Raw genomic sequence first — 19,069 nt, forward strand, 5'->3', positions numbered from 1 at the left:
CTTCGTCGCCTATGCAACGGCGCCTGACCGGCGGGACGGCCGCGAACCGCCGCTGACGCGGCGGCCCCTCCTCGAGGTCGGGGCGTGTGGGGCTGGGTTTGTCGGAGCGCTGGAGATCGCGAGTACGCGGCTGCTCCTCGGCGCCGCTCCTCGGGGTTGCGGGGGCGGGGCAGGGGTGCGGAAAGTGACCGCGCGATGTCGGGGTTTCGACCGCCGTCGTCCGCGCCGCTACTATCGGGCCCCGTGGTAGAGACGATCGTGCGGCCGGGGCATCCGCCCAAGGATGCTTCGGAGCCCGCGCGACAGGCGCGACTCGGCGGGTGGGCGCGCATCGTCGCGCTCGTCGCCGCTCTCGTCGGCGTACTGAGCGCGATCGCCATCCCGTTCCTCCCGGTCCGGGTCGACACCGCCACGGTGTCCTGGCCGCAGCGCGGCACGACCACCTCGATCGAGTCCCCGCTCGTCGCCTACGCTCCGGCCGCCCTGTCGGCCACTGTGCCGTGCGCCGCGCTGAGCACGCTGGCCGAGAGCGGCGGCGTCGCCGTGTCGACGATTCCGCACCAGTCGGCCGACATGGAGAAGTACGGCTTCGTCGTCAAGGTCGTCGCCGACACCCCCGACCGGCCCGGCCGCGTCGACGTGGTGTCGCGCTCGACACTGCTGTGGACGGCGCCGCTCGCCGATGTGCTCGGCAACACCTGCGCGATCTCCGTCGCGCTCTCACCGCAGGAAGCCGCGGTCACCGCCACGGGTCTCGGCGCGTCCGGCGCGGCGGTGCCCGCCGACCTGCGACCCCAGGTGGTCGGTGTCTTCAGTGAGCTGACCGGTGTCCCGCCCGCCGACCTCGCGGTGCAGGTGGTGGCCGATTCCCGCTACACGACCTCACCGACCTGGATCAAGCTGGCCGCGATCGTGCTGTGCCTGCTCGCGACCGCGCTGTCGCTGTTCGCCCTGCACCGGCTGGACGCGCTCGACGGCCGCTCGGCCCGCCGGTTCCTGCCGCAGCGCTGGTGGCGGCTGCGGCCGGTCGACTGGCTGGTGTTCGCCGTCCTGATCGTGTGGCATTTCATCGGCGCCAACACCTCCGACGACGGCTATATCCTCGGCATGGCCAGGGGTGCCCGCAGTTCCGGCAACATGTCGAACTACTACCGCTGGTTCAGCGTCGACGAGGGCCCGTTCTACACGCCCTACACCGACATCATCGGCTGGATCACCCACCTCTCCGCCGTCAGCCCGCTGGTCCGCCTGCCCGCCCTCGGCGCGGGCCTGCTCACCTGGTGGCTGATCAGCCGCGAGGTGCTGCCCCGGCTCGGCGTGGCGGTGCGCCGTCAGCGGGTCGCGACCTGGACCGCGGCGCTGGTGTTCCTGGCCTTCTGGCTGCCCTACAACAACGGCCTGCGCGCGGAATTCGTGGTCGCGCTGGGTGTGCTGGTCACCTGGGTCTCGGTCGAGCGGGCCATCGCTACCCGGCGGCTGCTGCCCTTCGCCGTCGCGGTGATCGTCGCCGCGTTCACCCTCACCGGCGCGCCGTCGGGCCTGATCTGCCTCGGCGCGCTCGTGGCCGGCGCGCGTGTCGTCACCGCGGTGATCGTGCAGCGGGCGAAGTCGGTCGGCTATCTCGCGCTGCTGCTGCCGATCCTGGCGGCGGGCACGGTGGTGCTGACCGTCGTGTTCGCCGACCGGACCCTGGCCGGTGTGCTGGAGATGTTCGAGGTGCACGGCAAGATCGGGCCGGGGGAGTCCTGGTTCTTCGAGTTCCTGCGCTACCAGTACCTGTTGCAGCTCAATGCCGACGGCTGGCTGACCCGGCGCTTCGGCGTGTTCGCCATGCTGCTCGGCCTGATCGTGTGTACCGCGGTCATGCTGCGCCGCGGCGGCCACATCCCCGGCATCGCGGTCGGCCCGACCCGGCGCCTGCTCGGCATCACCCTGGCCGCCATGGTGCTGATGATGTTCTCGCCCACCAAGTGGACCCACCAGTTCGGCGTGTTCGCCGGCCTGGCCACCTGTGTCGCCGCGGTGACCGCGGTCGCGGTGAGCTCGGAGGTGCTGCGGCCGTTGCGTAATCGCGCGCTGTTCGCCGCCGCCGTCTTCTTCGCCCTGGCCATGACCTTCGTCGGCGCCAACGGCTACTGGTATGTGTCCTCGTGGGGAATTCCCTGGTGGGACAAGCCGCCGACCGTCGCGGGTTTCGGCCTCTCGACCGTGTTCGCCGGCCTGACCGCCCTGGCCCTCGCGGTCGCCGCGTGGTTCCACATCCACCCGAACCCGAAACCACGGGCGGGGCGGCTGGCGGCGGTGCCGGTCCTGGCCGTCGCGGCCGCGATGATGGTGCTGTTCGAGCTGGCCTCCTTCGCGAAAGCCACGATCGCCCAGTACCCCGCCTACTCGGTGGCCAGCTCCAACGTCGAAGCCGCGTTCGCGGGCGGCTGCGGCATGGCCGACGAGGTGCTCGTCGAGACCGACCCGAACGCGTCGATGCTCGCCCCGCTGACCGGCGATGTCGCCACCACGATGGCGGGCGCCGACTCGACCGGCTTCCGCCCCGACGGCGTCGCCCCGGTCCTGACCTCCGACGAGGTGGAATCGACCACGGGCCAGGCGAATTCAGTGTCGGACGACCCGGACACGCTGCGCGACGCCTCGACCTCCGCCGGTTCGGAATCCCGGCAGGGCTCGCTGCAGCTCCCGTTCGGGCTCGACCCGGCGACCACCCCCGTGCTCGGCAGCTACCGTTCCGGCGCGCAGGAACCCGCCGCGCTGACCACCGGCTGGTTCCGCCTGCCCGACGGCCCGCGCGGCCCGCTGCTTGCGATCTCGGTGGCGGGCCGGATCCGGTCGGTCGACGCGGACGGCATCGTGCACCCCGGTCAGGAACTCCTCGTCGAATACGGCACCGCGGCCCCCGACGGCACGGTCACCGTGACCGGACAGATCATGCCGATCGATATCGGCCCCGCCCCGACCTGGCGCAACCTGCGTGTCCCGCTCGACCAGCTGCCCGCAGGCACCGGCGTCGTCCGGCTGGTCGCCCAGGACAAGGATCTCGGCCCCGACCAGTGGCTGGCGGTGACCCCGCCGCGCATGCCGCAGACCACCACGCTGAACGCGCTCGTCGGCCGCGACACCCCCGTGCTGCTGGATTGGGCTGTGGGCCTGCACTTCCCGTGCCAGAACCACCTGCCGACCTACAACGGGATCTCGGTCCTGCCCGAGTACCGCATCCTGCCCGACCGCAACGGCGCCACCATCACCAACCTGTGGCAGGGCCACGACGGTGGCGGCCCGCTCGGCTGGACCCAGCTCCTGTTCACGGCCCGCACCCTGCCGACCTACCTGAACAACGACTGGGACCGGGACTGGGGCTCGATCGAGCAGTACCTGCCCTTGGACAACGGCGCGGTACCCGCGAAGCCGACGGTCGACTCCGACAACCGTTGGGGGACATGGACTCCGGGCCCGATCATCACGGCCTGGTAAGCCCGACCTGCACGCGCTGTCAGCAAGCGCTGAGCATTCAGCAATCGCTCCGATGGTCCAGATTTCGACCGATGGGCGGGATAGTGAACGTTCAGCGCGGCGACCGACCGGCCTCGTCAGGGGGAGTATGCCGCGATGCGCTGCGCCAGATCGGGCAGGTCCGCACCGGTCAGTCCGGGGTAGCCGTGCAGCATGGCCCGCCAGTGGGCCGGGACGGCGGAGGCGCCCCAGCGCGCGCCGAGCAGGCCGCCCGCGATGGCGGCCGTGGTGTCGGTGTCGTTGCCCGCGCGGACACAGGCTTCCAGTGCGCGGGGCAGATGCTCCGGTGTCGACTGGTCGGTCGTGGTGATCGCCCACCAGGCGGTCTGCAGGGCGTGCACCACCCAGCCGTTGTTCGGGAAGTCGTCGGGGGTGCCCTTTTCGGCCTCGTCCAGGCGCTCGGTCCAATACTCCGAGTGCGCTGAGCCGCCGACGTATTCGCGCACCCCACCGAAGTCGGCGTTCAGCACGGCATGCCGCACCGCGTATGTCCATATCTTGCACGCCTCGACGGCATGCTCGTCGTCATGCGTGAGCATCCCGACCCGCCCCGCCGCCGCAACACATTCGTCCGCATCGTCGAGATAGGCGAGCGCCACCGGCGCGGTCCGCATCAACGACCCGTTCCCACCGGTCCGCCCGGTCAGCGACATCGCCACCACCTGCATGTCCAGCGCGGAAGAAGGCCTGGCCGACAACACCTTCCAGGTCTGATTCCCGATATCCGGCGGCTTCGAGTCGAACCACGCGACGAACCCCGCCGCCACCGCATCCAGATCGATCCCCGGCCCGTTCACTGCCGCCAACACGATGGCCAACGCCATCGACGTATCGTCGGTCCACTCACCCGGCGCCCAATCGAACGGCCCACCCCCGACCATATCGATCACCACCGCAGGCCCCGGCTTGGTGAACTCATACCCCGCCCCCAACGCGTCCCCCGCAGCCCCACCGACCAGCACCCCCGCCACCCGATCGGAAAACCCCGCATCCTGCACCGAACTCACCCCTCTCGGGCACCCACTCTCCGATTGTCCAGCTGTCGACCCTACCGCTCGACTTGTGCGACACCCCGAGCTTTCGCCCCGGGCGCGCCCGCTTTCTGCCCGCTGCCGCCGCGGACCAATCGAGGTCCCGCCGTCGTTGCGACGCCGGAACCGCGACCGCTTCAGCGCGCGGCGACTTCGCCGGCCGGTTCAGCAGTGGAGCCGGTGCGGCGCGTCCGGCGGGCTCGGCGGAGGGCGTCGGTGGTGAAGACGACAAGGGCGGCCCAGATCAGGGCGAAGCCCGCCCAGCGGGAGGCAGGCATGGGTTCGTGCATGACGGCGACGCCCCAGGCCATCTGCATACCCGGGGTGAGGTACTGCAGGATGCCCATCATCGAGAGGGGGACGCGCTGGGCAGCGACGGCGAACAGCAGCAGCGGGACGAGGGTGACCGGGCCGGTGGCCAGCATCAGGCCGAAATGGGCGGGGCTGGAGGTGAGTTCGCTGCGGCCGGTGGCGAGTAGCACGATCACGAAGGCCAGGGCGAACGGGACGGCGACGATGCCCTCAGCCGCGATGCCGCGCAGCGCGTCGAGCCGGATCACCTTCTTCACCAGGCCGTAGGTGGCGAACGAGGCGGCCAGGATCAGGGCGATCACCGGTGGCCGGCCGTAGTCGACGGTCAGCACGACCACCGCGAGCGCGCCGAGCCCCAGCGCCGCCCACTGCGCCCTGGTGAGCCGCTCCCGGAACAGTGCCACCCCGATGGCGACCGTCACCAGCGGATTGATGAAGTAGCCCAGTGCACACTCCACGATGTGACCGGTGGTGACGCCGAACACGTACACACCCCAGTTCAGCGACAGCGCCGCGGAGGCGAGGGCCGCCATCCGCCAGGTCCTGGCGTCGATCCCGCGCAGTTCACCCAGCCGCCCGGTCACCGTGAGCAGCAGCAACACCACCGCCAGCGTCCAGAGGATCCGCTGCGCCACCACTTCGGCGGGCGAGGCGAAGGCCAGCAGTCCGAAGAAGGCGGCGAACAATCCCCAGATCAGGTAGGCGCCCGTACCGAAGACGACACCGGGCGGAGACGGGCTGCGCTGCATTCATCCCATGTTACGGCTGACGTAGCCTGACGAGCATGTCCATTTCCGTGCAGGAGCCCGCGGCGACAGGGCTCACCGCAGCACAGGTCGACCAACGACGCCGCGACGGGCGCACCAACGATGTGCCGGCCAGGGCCAGCCGTTCGGTGCGCGACATCGTCCGGGCGAACGTCTTCACCCGCATCAATGCCATTCTCGGTGTGCTGTTCCTGCTGGTGATGTCCACGGGCTCGATCATCGACGGCATGTTCGGCCTGCTCATCGTGGCCAACAGCGCGGTCGGCATCATCCAGGAGATCAGAGCCAAACGGACCCTGGATCAGCTGGCGATCGTCAGCCAGGCCAAGCCGACGGTCCGCCGCGACGGCGTCGCCGAGCAGATCGCGCCGGGCGAGGTGGTGCTCGACGATCTGATCGAGCTCGGCCCCGGCGACCAGATCGTGGTCGACGGCGAGGTGGAGGAAGCCGCCGCGCTCGAGATCGACGAGTCGCTGCTCACCGGCGAGGCCGACCCGATCGACAAGGGTGTCGGCGCGCCGGTGATGTCGGGCAGCTTCGTGGTCTCGGGTTCGGGCGCCTACCGCGCGACCAAGGTCGGCAAGGACGCCTACGCGGCGAAACTGGCCGAGGAGGCGAGCAAGTTCACCCTGGTGCACTCGGAGCTGCGCTCCGGCATCGACAAGATCCTCAAGTTCATCACCTACCTGCTGATCCCGGCGGGTGCGCTGAGCATCTACAACCAGCTGGTCTCCAGCAAGGAGTCCTGGCGACCCGCCGTGTCGGGCATGGTCGCTGCGCTGGTGCCGATGGTGCCCGAGGGCCTGGTGCTGATGACCTCGATCGCGTTCGCGGTCGGCGTGGTGCGCCTGGGCAAACGCAACTGCCTGGTGCAGGAACTGCCCGCGATCGAGGGCCTGGCTCGCGTCGACGTGGTGTGCGCCGACAAGACCGGCACCCTCACCGAGAACGGCATGCGCCTGTCGCACATCGAACCACTCGGCACCTTCGACGACGCGCAGGTGCGCCAGGCGCTGGCCGCCCTCGCGAGCGACGATCCGCGCCCGAACGCCAGTGTGCAGGCCATCGCCGAAGCCCTGCCGGACGCGCCGGGTTGGTCGCAGACCGCCATCGCCCCGTTCTCCTCGGCCAAGAAGTGGAGCGGCATCTCCTATGGCGCCCAGGGTGATTGGCTGCTCGGCGCGCCCGACGTCCTGCTCGATCCCGCCTCCGCCGACGCCGCGCACGCCGAACAGCTCGGCTCGTCGGGGCTGCGCGTGCTGCTGCTGGCCAAGGGCGACCGAACGGTCGACGCCGACGACGCCCCCGGCCGGGTCGAGCCCGCCGCGCTGGTCGTGCTCGAGCAGAAGGTGCGCCCCGACGCCAAGGGGACCCTCGAATACTTTGCGAGCCAGCACGTCTCGATCAAGGTGATCTCCGGCGACAATGCCGTCTCGGTCGGCGCGGTCGCGTCCTCGCTCGACCTGCCCGGCGGCGACCATCCGGTCGATGCGCGCACCCTGCCCGAGGATCGCGACGAACTGGCCGACGTCCTCGACCGCGACACCACCTTCGGCCGCGTCCGCCCCGACCAGAAGCGCGCCATGGTCGGCGCGCTGCAGTCGCGCGGGCACACCGTCGCCATGACCGGTGACGGCGTCAACGACGTACTGGCCCTCAAGGACGCCGACATCGGCGTCGCGATGGGCGCGGGCAGCCCGGCGACCCGCGCCGTGGCCCAGATCGTGTTGCTGGACAACAAGTTCGCGACCCTGCCGTATGTGGTGGGGGAGGGCCGCCGGGTGATCGGCAATATCGAGCGCGTCTCGAATCTGTTCCTCACCAAGACCGTGTACTCGGTGCTGCTGGCGTTCCTGGTCGGCCTGGCCGGTGTCGGTTCGCAGATCTTCGGCTACGACCCGATCGGGTATCCGTTCCTGCCGCGCCACGTCACCATCGCGGCCTGGTTCACCATCGGCATCCCGGCGTTCGTCCTGTCGCTGGCGCCGAACAACGAGCGCGCCCGTACGGGTTTCGTCGGCCGGGTGATGCGCCTGGCGGTGCCCTCGGGTGTGGTGATCGGCGTCGCGACGTTCGTGGCCTACCTGATCGCCTACGCCGGACCGGAAGCCTCCGAGACACAGAAGATCCAGGCCGGTACCACCGCGCTGATCACGCTGATCATGATCGCGGTGTGGGTGCTCGCGCTGGTCGCCCGGCCGTACGTGTGGTGGAAGGTGGTGCTGATCGCGGTCTCGGTGCTTGCCTACATCGCGCTGTTCACGATTCCGTTCACCCGCGAGTTCTTCAAACTCGACCCGTCGAACCCGCGGCTGACGCTGGCCGCGTTCGTGTGTGGCGCGGTGGGCATCGTGCTGGTCGAGTTGGCGTGGTGGGTGCAGTCGCGGCTGTCCGGCAACCGCGGCAAGTTCGTTCCCGCGGTCGGCGCCCAGGGCGCGTGACGGACCGCTGACCAGGCCCGGTTCGCCTCGAGAACCCTTGTGCCCGGCGAACATTCGGTGTTGGAGTACCTTTGCGCACTATGGAGGTATTGCTGCACCAGATCGACGCGTTCGCCGACGCACCGTTCTCGGGCAACCCGGCCGCGGTCATGCCGCTGCCCAGCTGGCTGCCGGATACGCTGCTGCAACAGCTGGCGGAAGAGAACAACCTCGCCGAGACCGCGTTCTATACCTCCGAGTTACCCCCGGACGCCGGTGGTCCGCCCGGCGAATGGCCCGCCTTCCACCTGCGCTGGTTCACCCCGGCGGTGGAGGTCGACATGTGCGGCCACGCCACGCTGGCCTCGGCCACCCAGATCATCGAGGACCTGCATCCCGAGCACGACCGGGTCAGCTTCTACACCCGCTCCGGCTGGCTGCACGTCGACCGCACCGACGACGACGAGTACGTCCTGAACCTGCCCGCCCTCGCCTCGGTGCAGGTCGACCCGGATCCGGCGCTGGTCGCCGCGCTCGGTGTCACCCCGATCCGTGCCTACACCGGCCAGGACGAGGTGATCGTGGTCGCCACCGAAGCCGAAGTCCGTGCCGCCACACCGGATCTCGGCGCCTTCCCGGCCATCCCGCGCGGCGCGATCATCACCGCCCCCGGTGACTCCGCGGATGTCGTCTCCCGCTTCTTCGCCCCCGGCGTCGGAGTCCCCGAGGACCCTGTCACCGGCTCCGCCCACGCCCAGCTGATCCCGCTGTGGAGCCGCGAACTCGGCCGCACCATCCTGACCGCCCGCCAGCTCTCCCGGCGCGGCGGCACCTTGCGCGCCGAACTCGCCGACGACCGTGTCCTGCTCCTCGGCCGCTGCCGCCGCTACCTCGACGGCGTGGTCACCCTGCCCGACTGATCCGGCGCCGTGTCCGTGCCCGGCGCCGGTCGGCTGCCCCGCGAGGCACAGCCGACCGGCGGGCGCGTCCTAGCCGGCCCCGGAGAGGCTGTCCACCAGCGATTCCCGGCGACTCTCACGTATCGCCGATCGCCTCGGCCGCCCCATCGGCCACCAGACTCGATCACCCGCGAGGAAGGTCAGTGCGGGAACCAGGACCGTCCGCACGAGCAGGGTGTCGAGCAGGACACCGAACGCGACGGTGAATCCCAGCTGCGCGAGCGAGACCACCGGCAGCGTGGTGAGCACGGCGAAGGTGGCGGCCAGGACGACTCCCGCCGACGTGATCACGCCGCCGGTGACGGCGAGACTGCGCAGCATGCCCGCCTTGGTGCCCACCTCCGCCGCTTCCTCGCGAGCCCGGCTCACCAGGAAGATGTTGTAGTCGACGCCGAGGGCGACCAGGAACAGGAACGCCATCAGCACCAGACCGGAATCCAGTCCGCTGAACCCGAAGACGTGCTCGAAGACGAACACGCTCGCACCCAGCGCCGCGGCGAAGGACGCCACCACGGTGAGCACGAGCCCGATCGGCGCCGCCAGCGCGCGCAGCAGCAGTGCCAGCACCGCGGTGACCACCAGCAGCACCAGCGGGATGACGACCCTGCGATCGTGCGCCGACGCCTCGGCGGTATCCAGATTCGCCGCGCTCGGTCCGCCGACGACCGTGCCGGGCGCCGTCGTGGCGAGGGTGCCGCGCAACCGCTCGATCGTCGCGGTCTCGGCCGGGGTGTTGGCGAGATCGCGAGGGATGGCGGTGATTTCGCTGATCTCGTCGCCGGTCCGGCCGTACTCGACGTCGGCGATGCCGGGATCAGCGCGCACCGCATCGGCCACCGCGTCCCGGGAACCGCTGGGGCTCACGATGGTCAGCGGAGTGCCCGCGCGGGCCGGGAAGTGGTCGGCGATCACCTGCATCCCTGTCACCGATTCCGGTGCGGTGACGAATTGTTCCGCACGCGAGAGCGAGTCGGTATTGCCGAGCAGGCCCAGGCCGAGCGCACCGAGCACCGCGACAGCGGCCACCGCGCTGAGTGCGGGCCGATCGGCGATGACGGTCCCGATCCTGACCCACAGCCCGGAGGTGCCCGGCGCCGCGGTGCCCGGTCGTGGAATCCGCGGCCAGAAGATCCACCGGCCGCACACCACCAGCATCGCCGGGAACAGCGTCACCATCACCACCACCGTGCAGACGATGCCCGCCGCACCGACCGGGCCCATGCCCGCGGCACTGTTCATGTCCGCGGCCAGCAGGCACAGCAGGCCCAGGCTCACCGTGGCCGCCGACGCCGCGATCGCGGGCACCGTGCGCCGCAGGGCCGCGACCATGGCGGCTCCGACCTCGGCGGTGGTCCGCAGTTCCTCGCGATACCGGGCGACGATCAGCAGCGCGTAGTCCGTGCCGACGCCGAACACCAGGATCGTCAGCACCGCCGCGCTCTGATCGTTGACCGTCACGCCGAAAGCCCGCGTCAGCCCGTACACCGCCGCCATCGCCGCCACATTCGCCACGGCCACCGAGACCAGCGGGACCAGCCACAGCAGTGGACTGCGGTAGGTCAGCAGCAGGATGACCGTCACGACGAGAACGGTCACGATCAGCAGCCGTTCGTCGATGCCCTCGAAGGCGCCCTCGAAATCGGCGTCGAGCGCCCCGGGCCCACTCACCGAAACCCCCAGTCCGGCCGGGTGTTCGGCGACCGCGGCGCGCAGGGCCGCGATGTACTCGGCGGGTTCGCCGTGTGAGCTCGCGACCATGATCGGATACATCACCGCCGCACCGTCGGTGGCGGCGACGGGCTGTGCGGGCCCGGCGGCGCTGCCGTATTCCGCCCGCAGCCGGGCGTAGTGGGTGGTAACCGCATCGCGGTCGGCGTCGGTGAGTCCGCCCGCCCGGTGGTACACCACCAGGAAGGTGTGCTCGGTGCCGCCGGGCAGCGTGGCCGAGAGTTCTTCGGCCAGCGTGGATTGCGCGGCGGCGGGCAGGTAGTCGGTTTCTTTGTCGGACTTCACCGCGTCGAGCGAGCCGGCCAGGGGGAACAGTGCGGCCACCGCCGCGATCCACAGGCCGATCAGCAGCCACGCGCGGGCTTTCGGGAGGAACAGGAATCTCATGGTGAGCAGCGTCGCGCCGAATCCGCCCCGAATCGTCCGCCCACGGGCCGGTCTCGCGGATACTCCGCGCGGAGTACGCACGGTGGGCGCGACTGCCGGACAATGAACGACGATGGACAGGCGATGGCGAACCGACGCAATGCTCACCGCGGCCGTGCTCGCTGTGGAGTCGGTGCTCGCCCGGGTGCTCGCCGAGCAGCGCCCGCTCGACATCGTCGGTGCGATCCTGCTGGTCAGCTCGACCCTGCCGCTGGTGGCGCGCAGGCGGGCGCCGCTCGCCGCGCTGGCGGTGCACATCGGGATCAGCCTGATCTATCACTCGATGGAGTACCCGCACGAAGCGGTTTTTCCCGCGACGATGGTCGCCCTCTACACCGTGGCCGCCTACGGCAACCGGCGCCGCACCGCCCTCGTCATCGTGGTCGTGGTGCTGCTCGGGGTCGGCGGCATGCTGGCCTCACCCGAACTGCACGAGAACCTGGCGCTGCAGGCGTTCGGCGCGACGGGCTGGATCGTGCTGTCCTGTGTTGCGGGGGAAGCGGTCCGGTTGCACCGCGCCTATCTCGGCGAGGTGCTCGCTCGCGCGGAACGGGCCGAGCGCTCGCGCGACGAAGAGGCCGAGCGCCGGGTCGCCGAGGAACGGCTGCGCATCGCGCGTGATCTGCACGATCTGCTCGCCCACACGATCACCGTCATCCAGGTGCAGGCCGGGGTGGCGGGCCATCTCCTCGCCGAAGGACACGCCGAGCCCGCGGTACTCGGCGCCGCCCTGGACACGATCGGCGCGGCGTGCGCCGACGCCCGCGCCGAACTGGGCGCCACCGTCGGTGTGCTGCGCGCGCCCGGCGGCGACTCCCGGTCGCCGCTGCCCACCCTCGAACAGATCCCGGTGCTCGCCGACACGGTGGCCGCGGCGGGCGTCGAGGTGACGACGTCGAGCACCGGCCGCGTCCGCCCGCTGTCGCCGACTGTGGAACTGGTCGCCTACCGGATCGTTGGGGAGGCGCTGACCAATGTGGTCAAACACGCTGGTGCGCACTCGGTTCGGGTCGTGCTGGCCTATCACGACAGCTGTCTGGTCGTCACCGTGGCCGACGACGGTCGTGGGAGACGGTCCACCACACCGGGGTTCGGGATCAGGGGCATGACCGAACGCGCCGAGGCCATCGGGGGAACCTTGCGCGCCACATCGACACCGACCGGTTTCACCGTGATTGCGGACCTGCCATTGGCGAACTCCCTCGTCGGCGTCGTTCAGCGCGAATCTGTCTATGGTGCCTCATGATTCGTGTCGTTCTCGCGGATGATCAAACGCTCGTGCGCGGCGCATTCGCACTGCTGGTGGACTCCGCACCCGACCTCACTGTCGTCGGCCAGGCCGCGACCGGCACCGAGGCGATCACGCTGGCCAGATCCGAGCGCGCCGACGTCGTCGTCATGGACATCAGGATGCCCGAGCTCGACGGGATCGCCGCGACCGCGCGGATCGCCGCCGACGACGACCTGGCCGGCGTCCGCGTCCTGGTGCTCACCACCTACGACACCGACGACAATGTGCTCGCCGCGCTGCGTGCGGGCGCCAGCGGATTCCTCATCAAGGACACCAAACCCGTCGCCCTGCTGGCCGCGATCCGCACCGTCGCCGCCGGCGAATCGCTGCTCTCGCCCAGCGCCACCGCCGCCGTCATCGCCCGCGTCCGCGCGGTCCCCGACCCGACTCCCCGGCCTTCGCTCGGCACCCTCACCGACCGCGAACTCGACGTGCTGATCCGCATCGCGCGGGGGATGTCCAACGCCGAGATCGCCGAGGCGCTGGTCGTCAGCCCGTTGACCGTCAAGACGCACGTCAGCCGGATTCTCGCCAAACTGCTTGCCCGCGACCGGGTTCAGCTGGTCATCGCCGCCTACGAGGCCGGCCTCGTCACGCCGGGCCCCGGCTGACGGGCTATTCGGCGGGAACGGGCGCGTCGTCGGGGGTGGGGGCGACCACGTCGGTGGTTTCCGGCAGCAACGGCGCCACCGCGAAACGGCCCGCGATCGCGTCGGCGGGCAGTGCCTGCACCGCCCGGACACCGGGTTGTGCTGCCAGCTCACGCAATTGGGGGAGGGTGCCGCGCACCACGAGTCCGGCCGTGCACGCGCAGCCGGCGCGCAGCCTGGTCTGGGTGACCCTGGCGACGTCGGCGCTGCGCTGATCGCGGTATTGCGCCGCGGTGAGCAGTCCCGCCGCGGCGTCGGCGGACTTCACCGCTGGTTCGTCGCCCGCCGGGGTGGCGACGGTGATCACCGGCGTCTGCACCCGGTCGATCGGTACGTGCTGGATCACGCCGGCGATACGCAATCCGCCGGCGGCGGCCGGGATCTGTTGCGGAGTCAGGTAATCGGTGAACGACACCAAGGCCCAGTGCAGATCGGTGTCGTCGCCGATGAGCGAGTCTTGCGACTCGTTCAGGTAGTCGTCGATCCGCTCACCTTGCGCGGGTCCGAGCCGATCGGTGGCGACACCCGTCGGCGGTCGCGGATTGACGATGCCGAGCACTACGACGACCACACCCAGCACCACCGCCGCGCCGAGGATCAGCGGCATGCGCCAGGGTGATCGCCGCTGCGCCGGATCCGGCTCGGCGGCGGGCTCTGCGCCCCCGCGGTCGTCCGGCGCCGTGTCCGGCGCCGGTTCGGACGACCGCGGGTCGTCAGGCATTGCGCAATACGTCCAGCGCGTTCGCCAGGTCGTCGGGGTACTCGCTGGTGATCTCGAGCCAGCGACCGTCGGCGGGGTGGTTGAAGCCGAGCTGACGGGCGTGCAGCCACTGCCGTTCCAGGCCGAGGCGCTTGGCCAGGGTCGGGTCGGCGCCGTAGGTGAGGTCACCGCAGCACGGGTGGCGGACGGCCGAGAAATGCACCCGGATCTGATGGGTGCGGCCGGTCTCCAGGTGGATGTCGAGCAGGCTGGCCGACTGGAACGCCTCGACCGTGTCGTAGTGGGTGACGCTGGGTCGCCCGTCGGCGGTGACGGCGAACTTCCAGTCGTTGCCGCGCGCCCGCCCGATCGGCGCGTCGATGGTGCCGCTGCTCGGATCGGGATGTCCCTGCACGAGTGCACGATACTGCTTGTCGACCGTGCGTTGCTTGAAGGCGCGCTTGAGCACCGTGTAGGCGTGTTCGGATTGGGCGACGACCATCACGCCGGAGGTGCCCACGTCGAGCCGGTGCACGATGCCCTGGCGTTCGTGCGCGCCGGAGGTGGAGATGCGGTAGCCCATGGCGGCCAGCCCGCCGACCACGGTCGGCCCGGTCCAGCCGACACCGGTGTGCGCGGCGACGCCGACCGGCTTGTCCACCGCGACGATGTCGTCGTCGGCGTAGAGGATCTTCATCCCCTCCACCGGGGTGGCCTCGACGACCAGCTCCCGCTTGGGCTCGGGGAACACCACTTCCAGCCAGGCGCCCGCGGTCAGCCGGTCGGATTTGCCCGCCGCGACACCGTCGAGCTGCACCGAGCCTTCCTCGGCCAGTGCGGCCACCGCGGTGCGCGACAATCCGAGCAGCCGGGACAGGCCCGCGTCGACCCGCATCCCGTCCAGTCCGTCGGGGACGGGCATCGTCCTGGTTTCCCTCATGCGGTCTCCTCGCTGGTGTGTTTGCGACCGCTGCGGGTGCCGTCCGGTTCGAAACCGAACACGGTGAGCGCGACCAGCAGGATCGCCCCGCACACGATGGCCGAGTCGGCGACGTTGAACACGGGCCACCAGCCGACGGCGACGAAATCGACGACATGGCCCTGCAGCGGGCCGGGGTAACGGAAGATCCGGTCGACCAGGTTGCCCAGCGCGCCGCCGAGCACCATGCCGAGGCCGATCGCCCACCACAGCGAGCGCAGCGTGCGCCCGATCCGGATGACGCCGATCACCACCGCGGCGGCGATCAGGGTCAGCAGCCAGGTCATGCCGGTCGCCATCGAGAACGCCGCGCCCGGGTTGCGCACCAGGGTGAACCGCGCGAAATCGCCGATGATCGGCACCGATTCGCCGGGATCGATGAGAGCGACGGCGAGGCACTTGGTCAGCAGGTCGAGCCCGAACAGTACGGCGGCGATGATCAGCAGCATCGGCAACCGGCGGGGACCAGCGGGTTTGGCTTCGGCTGCGGTCTCGGGCGCGGCGTCGTTCGCCGGTGCCGCTGAGTCGTCGCCGGTCTCGGGAACGGCAGCGTTGTCGGATGGCCGGTCTTCACTCACGCAACCATCATTCCCTAGGGGCGATCGGTGCTGCGCCGCGGTGCCCGGGAGTCCCAGCTGTTACTCAGGAAGCGGTCGTACGCTGATGGCTGTGACGGTGTTGTCTAGTTCTCGCTTGCCCCGCATCGCGCGCCCCGGGGTGTTACTCGTGGCGCTCGTGCTCGGGTTCGCGACCTTCGGCGCCGGGTGCGCCGACCGGTCGGCGTCGCCGGCCGACGTGGAGGGCACCGAGCCGCTCGGCATCGGTAAGGAAGTGACGGTGCCGATCTCGGCGGCGGTCACCACGCTGGTGTCGGCGGGCGACGAGCCGCGCGATCTGCTGCGTCCGCGCTACGCGGTGGGCACCACCCAGGAGGTGACGCTGCGCACCGACTACCGCATCCAGCAGCAGGTCAACGATCAGCCTGTCCGCGATTTCTCGCCCGCCGCGCTGACCATCCCGATGACGGCCTGCGCGGGCGAGGACGGCGTCGACCTCACCGTCGGCACGGTCACCACGCCCGACCCCGCCCTGAACAAGGCGTTCACCACCGCCGACGGCTCCCACGCCGGCCTGGAGATGAGCGATCTCGGCGCGATCACCGAGCTGCGTCTCGCGCCGTCGCCCGATACCCCGAACGCGGCCCGCGCGGCCCTGGAACAGGCCTTCTACCAGGCCGTGTACCGCTCGATCGCGTTCCCCGACGAGCCGGTCGGCGTCGGCGCGGTGTGGACGGTGCGTCAGGAGATCACCGGCGGCGTCACCCTCGACCAGGTCACCACGGCGACCCTGACCAGTCGGGACGGCGACAGGCTCACCATCGATCTCCAGGTGAGCCAGACCCCGACCGACGATGTGTGGATGCTGCCCAACGACGCGGGCGCCCTCGACATCGACGGCTATGTCATGGAGGGCACCGGCACGATCACCGTCGATCTCGGTCTACCGCTTCCGGTGTCGGGGGCCATCGAGGTCGGCGGTCAGCAGACCTACCGGGACTCGCGCAGCGTGAGCACCCTCGTGCAGACGCAGTCGACCCGCGTCTCCTGGACCGAATGATGCGTTCCGCCCTGCTGCGCGCGAGCGTGGCCGCGTCGGCGTGTGCCGTGCTCGCCGGGGTGGCCGGCTGCGGGTCCGACGACGAATCCACCGGGTCGTTCACCTCGGCTGTCACCGCGGCGCCGGGCTCGGGCACGGGCGTCCGTGATCCCGCGCAACTGTCGGCGGGCCTGCTGGCGGCGGGCGATCTGCCCGGGGAGTTCAGCGTCGTGCCACCGCGCACGCTCGCCGGGGACACCACGGTCCCGCCCGCGGCGCCGACCGATCCACCCGACTGCGGGCGACTGCTCTCGCCGATCGCCGAACAGTGGCCGGGGTCCTCGGCCGCCGCGTCGGTGCAGTTCGCCGGGCCGAGCTACGCCACCATCGATATCGATGCCGCGAGCTATCCCGATGCAGCCCTGTCCGCCGCCTTCGACGCACTCCAGGCGCAGCCCCGCCGCTGCGTCACCTACTCCGGCGACGACGCGGGCGTGCACATCGACTACCGCACCGCCGCGCTGCCCCAGCCGCCTGCGGGCGACGCGAGTTCGGCCTTCACCCTCACCGCCACCAGCGAGGGCCTGACGCTCACCTCGGCGACGGCCCTGGTCCAGGTCGGCAACACCCTGGTCCAGGTCGTGGTGACCGCGCCGGAAACGGTGGACCCCGGCGTACTGGCCGACCTGACCGCCGCGCAGGTCCGCAAACTGCGCGGCTGAGCCGTCACCCGGTGACCGGCACCGCGAGCTTGCCGCCGAGATGGGCGATATAGCCGCGGACCTCGTCGGCCGAGCGGTCGGGCACCCCGAAGACGGTCTCGGTGACGCCGAGTTCGGCCCACTGCGCGAGCTGCGCGGCATCGTGGCGTCCGGCGAGCGCGATCACCCGCGGCGTGCCCTCGCGGCCGGCTTCCCGCCAGACCCGGTGCAGCAGGGCGATCTTGTCGCCGAGGTCGCCTTCGGTCGGGGTGGTGATCCAGCCGTCGGCGTGGCGGGCCAGCCACCCGAAGGACTTCTCGGTGCCGCCCGCGCCGAGCAGGACCGGGATGGTCGGGCTGATCGGCTTCGGCCAGGACCAGCTCGGCCCGAAACGCACGAACTCGCCATCGAATTCGGCTTCCTCCTGCGACCAGATCGTGCGCATCGCGTCGAGGTTCTCGCGGAGCACGGTGCGCCGCTTCTTGGGCGGGACGCCGTGATGGGCGAGTTCGTCGGTGTTCCAGCCGAATCCGACGCCCAGTTCCACCCGGCCGCCGGAGAGGTGGTCGAGCGAGGCGATGGTCTTGGCGAGGGTGATCGGATGATGCTCGGCGGGCAGCGCGACCGCCGTCGACAGCGTGATCCGCTCGGTGACCGCGGCGGCCGTGGCCAGCGCGACCCACGGGTCGAGGGTGCGCAGGTACCGGTCGTCGGGCAGCGACGAGTCACCGGTCTGCGGATGGGCCGCGGCGCGCACCACCGGGATGTGGGTGTGCTCGGGCACGTAGAACGCGTCGAACCCGGCGTTCTCGGCCGCCAGCGCGGCGTCGGCGGGCGTGATGCCCCGGTCACTGGTGAACAACACGAGCCCGTACCGCATGTTCCGGCCCTCCGGATCAGACAACAAAACTGTAACAAGTTCTACCAGTCTTTCGGGCCTGCCGGAAGAGCGCGGGCGGGCGAGCCTTTCCCCGGCAGGGCAAGGCGAATAGGCTCGGAACGGTCCGAGCATCAACCTCGACGCGGAGGTATCCGATGTCTGATGTTTGCCCCTTCCCCGCTGGTTATCCGCGAATCTGTCCCGGCCTCTCGTGCGCGGGCGCCGCGGCGGCGATCGACTTCTACACCGCGGTCTTCGGCGCCACCGAACGCATGCGCATGCCCGGTCCCGGCGGAACCGTGGCCCACTGTGAACTGCTGGTCGGCGACTCCGTTCTCATGGTCGGCGACCCGGCACCCGAGATCGGCTTCCCCGACCCGAAGGAGGTCGGCGGTTCGCCGGTCAACCTGATGGTCTACGTGCCCGATGCCGACGCCGCCTTCGCGGCGGCCATCGGCGCGGGTGCCACCGAGATCAACCCGATGACCGACCAGTTCTACGGCGACCGCAGCGGCGCCTTCGAAGACCCGTGGGGCCACCGCTGGACCGTGGCCACCCACATCGAAGACGTGTCGGAGGAGGAGATGCGGCGGCGCATGGAGGAGATGATGAACGCGGCGGGCTGATCAGGCCGCCACAATCGAATCACCCTCCACCCGTACCGGTTTCGACGGCAGCGGCTCGGTGGCCGGACCACCGCTGACGCTGCCGTCGAGCCCGAACCGGCTGCCGTGGCATGGGCAGTTGATGGTGCCGTCGGAGACATTCCCGACCTGGCATCCCGCGTGCGTGCACGTGGACGACAGGCCGACGAAATTGCCCGCGGTCGGCTGGGTGATCACGGTGTCACCGACGATCACCCCGCCACCGACCGGCACGTCGGCGGTTTTGGCGAGCGCGCCCGCAGGCCCACCCACCGGCGCCTGCGCGCCCGCGGGCGCACCGTCCTTCTCCTCCGAACAGGCGGTCAGCGTCGCGGTCGCCGCGAGTACCCCGGCGCCGACCATCACCGTCCTGCGGTCGATCCGCATCTCATTGCTGGTCATGGTGGAACTCCGATCACAACTGTCGTTATGAGCCACCGGTCGGCCGAATCCGACCCGCTCC

At 70.5% G+C, this 19,069-nt stretch carries 16 protein-coding genes; 8 read left to right on the top strand and 8 right to left on the bottom strand.

Annotated elements, in window-relative coordinates; genetic code table 11:
* Positions 1-243: 243 nt before the first annotated feature.
* Positions 244-3,483 (top strand): arabinosyltransferase domain-containing protein, encoded by a 3,240-nt coding sequence (locus tag ACFVAV_RS33510; RefSeq protein ID WP_379039641.1) that lies wholly within the window; start codon positions 244-246, stop codon positions 3,481-3,483.
* A 116-nt stretch (positions 3,484-3,599) separates the two neighbouring features.
* On the opposite strand, the gene ACFVAV_RS33515 is transcribed toward ACFVAV_RS33510, so the two are convergent.
* On the bottom strand, positions 3,600-4,529 hold the full coding sequence (locus ACFVAV_RS33515) for an ADP-ribosylglycohydrolase family protein (protein ID WP_379039642.1): 930 nt from the start codon (positions 4,527-4,529) through the stop codon (positions 3,600-3,602).
* A 161-nt stretch (positions 4,530-4,690) separates the two neighbouring features.
* Positions 4,691-5,614: an EamA family transporter RarD gene (gene rarD / locus ACFVAV_RS33520; protein ID WP_379039643.1), complete on the bottom strand. Its 924-nt coding sequence runs from the start codon at positions 5,612-5,614 to the stop codon at positions 4,691-4,693.
* A 35-nt stretch (positions 5,615-5,649) separates the two neighbouring features.
* Between rarD and ACFVAV_RS33525 the strand changes: the two genes are divergently transcribed.
* Complete coding sequence (locus ACFVAV_RS33525) at positions 5,650-8,073, top strand: cation-translocating P-type ATPase (RefSeq protein ID WP_379039644.1); 2,424 nt, start codon at positions 5,650-5,652, stop codon at positions 8,071-8,073.
* 80 nt (positions 8,074-8,153) lie between these two features.
* Complete coding sequence (locus tag ACFVAV_RS33530) at positions 8,154-8,972, top strand: PhzF family phenazine biosynthesis protein (RefSeq protein WP_379039645.1); 819 nt, start codon at positions 8,154-8,156, stop codon at positions 8,970-8,972.
* 69 nt (positions 8,973-9,041) lie between these two features.
* On the opposite strand, the gene ACFVAV_RS33535 is transcribed toward ACFVAV_RS33530, so the two are convergent.
* Complete coding sequence (locus ACFVAV_RS33535) at positions 9,042-11,126, bottom strand: MMPL family transporter (RefSeq protein ID WP_379039647.1); 2,085 nt, start codon at positions 11,124-11,126, stop codon at positions 9,042-9,044.
* A 112-nt stretch (positions 11,127-11,238) separates the two neighbouring features.
* Here ACFVAV_RS33535 and ACFVAV_RS33540 point away from each other — a divergent pair, with 112 nt between their 5' ends.
* Positions 11,239-12,411, top strand: a complete 1,173-nt coding sequence (locus tag ACFVAV_RS33540; RefSeq protein ID WP_379039648.1) for a sensor histidine kinase — start codon at positions 11,239-11,241, stop codon at positions 12,409-12,411.
* Positions 12,408-13,067, top strand: a complete 660-nt coding sequence (locus tag ACFVAV_RS33545) for a response regulator (RefSeq protein ID WP_379039650.1) — start codon at positions 12,408-12,410, stop codon at positions 13,065-13,067. The genes ACFVAV_RS33540 and ACFVAV_RS33545 overlap by 4 nt, the downstream gene beginning before the upstream one ends.
* A 4-nt stretch (positions 13,068-13,071) precedes the next feature.
* Here the strand turns inward: ACFVAV_RS33545 and ACFVAV_RS33550 are convergent, their stop codons facing one another.
* Genes ACFVAV_RS33550 through lspA form a run of 3 tightly spaced genes read right to left on the bottom strand, consistent with a single transcriptional unit; the run spans position 13,072 to position 15,363 of the window.
* Positions 13,072-13,827: a hypothetical protein gene (locus ACFVAV_RS33550; RefSeq protein WP_379039651.1), complete on the bottom strand. Its 756-nt coding sequence runs from the start codon at positions 13,825-13,827 to the stop codon at positions 13,072-13,074.
* Positions 13,820-14,746, bottom strand: coding sequence for an RluA family pseudouridine synthase (locus tag ACFVAV_RS33555; protein WP_379039652.1), 927 nt, complete (start codon positions 14,744-14,746; stop codon positions 13,820-13,822). Before ACFVAV_RS33555 ends, ACFVAV_RS33550 begins: the two co-directional genes overlap by 8 nt.
* Positions 14,743-15,363: a signal peptidase II gene (gene lspA / locus ACFVAV_RS33560; RefSeq protein WP_379039654.1), complete on the bottom strand. Its 621-nt coding sequence runs from the start codon at positions 15,361-15,363 to the stop codon at positions 14,743-14,745. Before lspA ends, ACFVAV_RS33555 begins: the two co-directional genes overlap by 4 nt.
* Positions 15,364-15,448: 85 nt before the next feature.
* On the opposite strand from lspA, the gene ACFVAV_RS33565 reads away from it, so the two are divergent.
* A complete protein-coding gene (locus ACFVAV_RS33565) occupies positions 15,449-16,402 on the top strand; it encodes a hypothetical protein (protein ID WP_379039655.1) in 954 nt (317 codons plus the stop codon).
* Positions 16,399-17,103, top strand: a complete 705-nt coding sequence (locus ACFVAV_RS33570; protein ID WP_379039657.1) for a hypothetical protein — start codon at positions 16,399-16,401, stop codon at positions 17,101-17,103. Before ACFVAV_RS33565 ends, ACFVAV_RS33570 begins: the two co-directional genes overlap by 4 nt.
* 4 nt (positions 17,104-17,107) lie before the next feature.
* On the opposite strand, the gene ACFVAV_RS33575 is transcribed toward ACFVAV_RS33570, so the two are convergent.
* Entirely contained in the window at positions 17,108-17,962 is an 855-nt protein-coding gene (locus tag ACFVAV_RS33575; RefSeq protein ID WP_379039658.1) for an LLM class F420-dependent oxidoreductase, read from the bottom strand.
* A 155-nt stretch (positions 17,963-18,117) separates the two neighbouring features.
* Here ACFVAV_RS33575 and ACFVAV_RS33580 point away from each other — a divergent pair, with 155 nt between their 5' ends.
* A complete protein-coding gene (locus ACFVAV_RS33580) occupies positions 18,118-18,588 on the top strand; it encodes a VOC family protein (RefSeq protein WP_379039659.1) in 471 nt (156 codons plus the stop codon).
* On the opposite strand, the gene ACFVAV_RS33585 is transcribed toward ACFVAV_RS33580, so the two are convergent.
* Positions 18,589-19,008, bottom strand: coding sequence for a ubiquinol-cytochrome c reductase iron-sulfur subunit (locus tag ACFVAV_RS33585; protein WP_379039660.1), 420 nt, complete (start codon positions 19,006-19,008; stop codon positions 18,589-18,591).
* Positions 19,009-19,069: the final 61 nt, after the last annotated feature.

The sequence above is a fragment of the Nocardia sp. NPDC057663 genome (assembly GCF_042799895.1).
Lineage (GTDB): Bacteria > Actinomycetota > Actinomycetes > Mycobacteriales > Mycobacteriaceae > Nocardia.